Source organism: Nocardioides sp. (assembly GCF_031422975.1).
Taxonomy (GTDB): domain Bacteria; phylum Actinomycetota; class Actinomycetes; order Propionibacteriales; family Nocardioidaceae; genus Nocardioides.
Genome location: NZ_JANPEO010000087.1, coordinates 1 through 4,926 on the forward strand (window position 1 = coordinate 1; position 4,926 = coordinate 4,926).

The following is a 4,926-nucleotide window of genomic DNA, read 5'->3' on the forward strand; positions in this document are numbered from 1 at the left end:
CCCGCCGCCTGGTCGCCCTCCACGGCCGGGTCGCGGACGTGGTGTGCCTGGCGTGTCGCCGTACGACGCCCCGCGCGGCGCTGCAGGTCAGGCTCGATGAGCTCAATGCCGGCTGGATGGCACGCCACGGCCACGCGGCGATCCGACCGGACGGCGACGTCGACGTCGACGCGACCGCCGACTTCGTGGTCGCGCACTGCCAGGACTGCGACGGCGTGCTCAAGCCGGATGTGGTGTTCTTCGGTGAGAACGTGCCGGCAGCGCGGGTGGCACGGTGCTACGAAGCGGTAGATGCCCTGGGCCGGGACGGCGCCCTGCTCGTGGCCGGCTCGTCACTGACGGTGATGAGTGGGCTGCGATTCGTGAAGCGAGCGGCCGGGGCGGGCACGCCGGTGGTCATCGTCAACCGCGGTGTGACGCGCGGTGACGACCTGGCGGCGTACAAGCTCGAGCTCGGGACCAGCGACTTCCTGGTCGAGCTGGCTCAGAGGCGGCGCACGAAGATGTGATCGGCGGCGTCGGCGAAGACCTCGGCGGTCTCGCCGCCGGAGCCGATCAGGATGCCTTCGACGGTGGCCACGACGGTGATCGTCTTGTCCGGCAGGGCGCCCGCGCGACGCAGTGCGCTCATCAGCACCTCGTCCTTCTGCATCTCCTCGGAGATGCGGCGCACATGCACGCGCGACTCCTCCGGCCCGGCGACCGCCGACAGCGGCTCGACGCCCTCCATGAAGCCCTCGCCGAGCTCGAGCTCGCCGAGCTCGTCGAGGCCGGGGATCGGGTTGCCGTAGGGCGACTCGGTGGGGTGGTCGAGCAGCTCGACCAGGCGACGTTCGACGGTCTCCGACATCACGTGCTCCCAGCGGCATGCCTCCGCGTGCACGAGCTCCCAGTCAAGACCGATGACGTCGGTGAGCAGTCGCTCGGCGAGCCGGTGCTTGCGCATGACACGGGTGGCCAGGCGCATGCCTTCGTCGGTGAATGCGAGGTGACGATCGCCCTGGACCGTGACCAGTCCGTCGCGCTCCATCCGCGCCACCGTCTGCGAGACGGTCGGGCCGCTCTGGTGCAGACGCTCGGCGATGCGGGCGCGCAACGGGACGATGTCCTCCTCCACGAGCTCATAGATCGTGCGGAGATACATCTCGGTGGTGTCGATCAGGTCGCTCACGCGGCCATTCTTACCCATCCGCATTGGCAGGGCCTGCCGGGTGCGGCACAGTGGCGAAGCGTGAACGAGATCCCCGAGGACCTCCTCGTGCCCCGCCGCTTCTGCGGACCACCCGACTCCGGCAACGGGGGGTGGACCGCAGGTGCCCTGGCGACCCACCTGACGCGCGGGCGCCCCGACAACAGGGCTGACGAGTGGCCGACGGTCGAGGTCTCGCTGCGCCAGCCGCCACCGCTCGACTCCCCCATGCTGCTCAGTGCGGACGACGGCGTCACGAGCGCGAGCCTCGGTGGTGTCGTGATCGCGAGCGCCCGCCCGGTGGAGGCCGCGCTGAGCGAGGTCGACCCCGTGGCCCACGACGAGGCGAGGGCAGCCGAGGCGACGTACGCCGGACACGCGTTCCACCCGTTCCCCTCCTGCTTCTCCTGTGGCACCGACCGCGCCGAGGGCGACGGGCTGCGGATCTTCCCCGGGGTGGTCAGTGACGACCGCGTCGCGGCGACCTGGCGACCGGACCCGAGCCTGGTCGAGGACTTCCATACCTACCTCGACCAGTCGGCCCGCGCCTCCGTGGCGGCCACCTGGGCGGCGCTCGACTGCGTCGGCGGCTGGGCAGGAGACCTGACCGAGCGGTTGATGGTGCTCGGGCGGATGACGGCGCGGATCGACACGTTGCCGGTGATCGGCGAGGACCACGTCGTCGTCGGGACCCGGCGCGGCGGCGAGGGTCGCAAGACCTTCACCTCCGCGACGCTCTACGACGCGGACTCGCGGGTCGTGGCGAGCGCCGAGCACATCTGGATCGCGGTCGACCCCGCCGCGTTCGGCGGGGTCTCACCCATGTGACCGCCGATTTTGACAGTGCCCGACCCCGGCGCGAAGGATGGGCCGCATGCCTGATGTGAACGATCCAAACACCGACCAGCACTGGTGGCGCAACGCCGTCATCTACCAGGTCTACGTCCGCTCGTTCGCCGACGGGGACGGTGACGGCATCGGCGACCTCGCCGGCATCACGGCGCGGTTGCCCTACCTTCGGTCCCTCGGTGTCGATGCCCTGTGGATCACGCCGTTCTACACCTCGCCGCAGCACGATCACGGCTACGACGTCGCCGACTACTGCGACATCGACCCGCTCTTCGGCACCCTCGACGACGCCGACGCGCTGATTGCCCGGGCCCACGACCTCGACCTCCGCGTGATCGTCGACCTCGTGCCCAACCACTCCTCCCACGAGCACGAGTGGTTCCAGGACGCGCACGCCGCCGACCCCGGCTCGCCCGAGCGGGCGCGCTACGTGTTCCGCACCGGTCTCGACGACGGCGCTGCCCCGCCCAACAACTGGGCGTCGGTCTTCGGCGGCCCTGCCTGGACGCGGGTCGGGGACACGGACCAGTGGTACCTCCACCTCTTCGACACCACCCAACCCGACTTCGACTGGCGCAATCCCGAGGTCGGCGACCTCTTCGAGGGCGTCCTCCGCTTCTGGCTCGAGCGCGGTGTCGACGGGTTCCGCGTCGACGTGGCGCACGGCCTCTACAAGGAGGAGTCGCTGCGCGACCAGGTGCTGCCCGAGGGCAGCACTGCCACGTCGGGCCAGGTCAACAGCGACCACTCGATGGTGAGCCGCGACCTCAAGGACGAGCCGATGTGGGACCAGCCCGAGGTCCACGATGTCTACCGCCGCTGGTCCAAGGTCCTCGACGAGTACGGCCCGGATCGGATGGCCGTCGCGGAGGCGTGGACGCAGACGCCGGCGTCGATGGCAGCCTTCGTCCGACCGGACGAGCTGGACCAGGCGTTCAACTTCGCCTGGCTGCTCGCGGACTGGTCGGCCGAGGCGTTCGCCGAGGTCATCACCGGCACCCTGGCGGCCGTCGAGCCCGTCGGGTCCGCCCCGACCTGGGTGCTCTCCAATCACGACGTCGTGCGCCACACCACCCGCTACGGCGGTGGCGCCGTCGGACTGGCCCGCGCGAGGGCGGCAACGCTGACGATGCTGGGATTGCCGGGGGCGTCCTACCTCTACCAGGGCGAGGAGCTCGGCCTCGAGCAGGTCGACGTGGCGCCCGCGGACCGACAGGACCCGTCGTGGTTCCGCACGGGCGAGGAGGGCCGTGACGGCTGCCGGGTGCCGATGCCGTGGGGCGGCAGCGAGCCGCCCTTCGACTTCGGGCCGGGCGCCAGGCAGCCCTGGCTCCCCCAGCCGGCCGATTGGGCGACCCTCACCACCGAGGCCCAGACGGGACAGCCGGGCTCCACGCTGGAGTTCTACCGCGCCGCCCTGGCCGCTCGACGATCCCTGCTCGCCGGCGCCGCAGCCGGTGTCGAGCTGATCGACGACCTCGGCAGCGACGTGCTCGCCTTCACGCGCGGCGACATCACCGTGGTGCTCAACTGCGGGACCGCGCCGGTCGCGCTGCCACCCGGCGAGGTCGTCATCGCGAGCGGGCCGGTCGAGGCCAAGCTGCCCGGCAACACGGCGGTCTGGCTGCGCTAGAGGTCGTCGAGGCTGGCGTTGTAGCGGCCCAGGGTCGCGACGAAGGTGCCCAGCTCGTCATCGGACCACTCCCCGAGCAGACGGCCCAGGCGCGCCCGGCGCGCGGTCGCGAGCTCATCCATCCGACGTCGACCCTCCTCCGAGAGGGTGACGACCCAGGCGCGCCCGTCGTCGGGGTCGCGCTCCTTGGTCGCCAGCCCCCAGTCGACGAGCGACTGGACGTGCCGGCTGACCGCGCCCTTGTCCAGGTTGAAGGCCTCCACGACGGCCGAGGCCCGCACCGGACCGCGCTCGTTCATGTAGGCCAGCATCAGGTAGCCGGCCGGGGTGAGGTCCGGGTGGATGGTGCGGGCCCGCTCCCCGATGACCCGCTTGAGGCGGCGGACGAGGGCCGACAGCTCCAGCTCGAGGTCGAGGATCGTCCGATCGCGGTTGGCCGGGCTCATCGCTCGGCCACGGTGGCGGACAGAGCCTCGGGCTCGGCGGCTGCGGCGATCTCGTCGTCGCGCAGCACGGTCGTGCGCATCGGCTTCTCCTCGATGAAGAGCAGCAGGAGCAGCGAGAGCACGGCGAAGGGCAGCGCGATCAGGAACAGGTGACCGGTCGCCTCGCCGAAGGCGTGCTCGTAGAGGTCGCGGATCGGAACGGGCAGCGAACCCAGGTCGGGGATCGAGTGCGCGTCGCCACCGAGGGAGGCCAACTGCTCCTTCGTGACGGTGCCCGCCTGCACGAGCGACGTCAGGCCCGTGCGGACCTGGTCGGAGACCTGGTGGCTGAGCGCGGCGCCCAGCGCCGAGACGCCGATCGAGCCGCCCATGGAGCGGAAGAACGTCAGCGCCGACGTGGCGGTGCCCAGATCCTGCCGCGGCGACGAATTTTGAATCGACACCAGCAGGACGGGAAAACACATGCCGAGGCCGATGCTGATCATCACGGCAAGGCCGGCCACGCCAACCAACGGGATCGTCCCGCCGATCCACGCCATGAGTGCGAAACCGGACATCGCTACCGGCAGTCCGATGCGCGGCAGAAATCGATATTTGCCGGTGCGCATCATGATCTGGCCCGAGATGACCGCGCCGGCGACCGTGCCGAGGGTGAACGGGATCAACAACAAGCCGCTGCTCGATGCGCTGGCACCGCGCGCCAATTGCAGGAACAAAGGCAGGAACACGATGGCGCCCATGAATGCCATGCCGACGACGAACGCCGTCGACGTGCCGATCGCAACGATAGGATTACGGAACAGGCGCAG

Annotated in this window: 6 protein-coding genes; 3 read left to right on the forward strand and 3 right to left on the reverse strand. The window is 70.5% G+C overall.

Translation table 11 applies throughout. The features are described from left to right. On the forward strand, nucleotides 1–509 hold a 509-nt coding region (locus RMO85_RS02935; RefSeq protein ID WP_310526366.1), incomplete at its 5' end, for a Sir2 family NAD-dependent protein deacetylase. Here RMO85_RS02935 and RMO85_RS02940 read toward each other — a convergent pair. Next, nucleotides 485–1,171: a metal-dependent transcriptional regulator gene (locus RMO85_RS02940; protein WP_310526367.1), complete on the reverse strand. Its 687-nt coding sequence runs from the start codon at nucleotides 1,169–1,171 to the stop codon at nucleotides 485–487. The two genes, RMO85_RS02935 and RMO85_RS02940, sit on opposite strands and share 25 nt — an antisense overlap. A gap of 60 nt (nucleotides 1,172–1,231) precedes the next feature. On the opposite strand from RMO85_RS02940, the gene RMO85_RS02945 reads away from it, so the two are divergent. After that, nucleotides 1,232–2,017, forward strand: coding sequence for a hypothetical protein (locus tag RMO85_RS02945; protein WP_310526368.1), 786 nt, complete (start codon nucleotides 1,232–1,234; stop codon nucleotides 2,015–2,017). 46 nt (nucleotides 2,018–2,063) lie between these two features. Then, complete coding sequence (locus RMO85_RS02950) at nucleotides 2,064–3,671, forward strand: alpha-amylase family glycosyl hydrolase (protein ID WP_310526369.1); 1,608 nt, start codon at nucleotides 2,064–2,066, stop codon at nucleotides 3,669–3,671. Here the strand turns inward: RMO85_RS02950 and RMO85_RS02955 are convergent. Both RMO85_RS02955 and RMO85_RS02960 read right to left on the reverse strand, forming a co-directional pair. Further along, a complete protein-coding gene (locus RMO85_RS02955; protein WP_310526370.1) occupies nucleotides 3,668–4,117 on the reverse strand; it encodes a MarR family transcriptional regulator in 450 nt (149 codons plus the stop codon). The two genes, RMO85_RS02950 and RMO85_RS02955, sit on opposite strands and share 4 nt — an antisense overlap. Next, the coding region (locus tag RMO85_RS02960) for an MFS transporter (protein WP_310526371.1) at nucleotides 4,114–4,926 on the reverse strand (813 nt) is incomplete at its 5' end. The genes RMO85_RS02960 and RMO85_RS02955, both read right to left, overlap by 4 nt.

Excerpts from the sequence above, each read along its gene's own strand:
- RMO85_RS02950 (WP_310526369.1), top strand. The coding sequence starts at position 2,064 with ATGCCTGATGTGAACGATCCAAACACCGACCAGCACTGGTGGCGCAAC.
- RMO85_RS02955 (WP_310526370.1), bottom strand. The coding sequence starts at position 4,117 with ATGAGCCCGGCCAACCGCGATCGGACGATCCTCGACCTCGAGCTGGAG.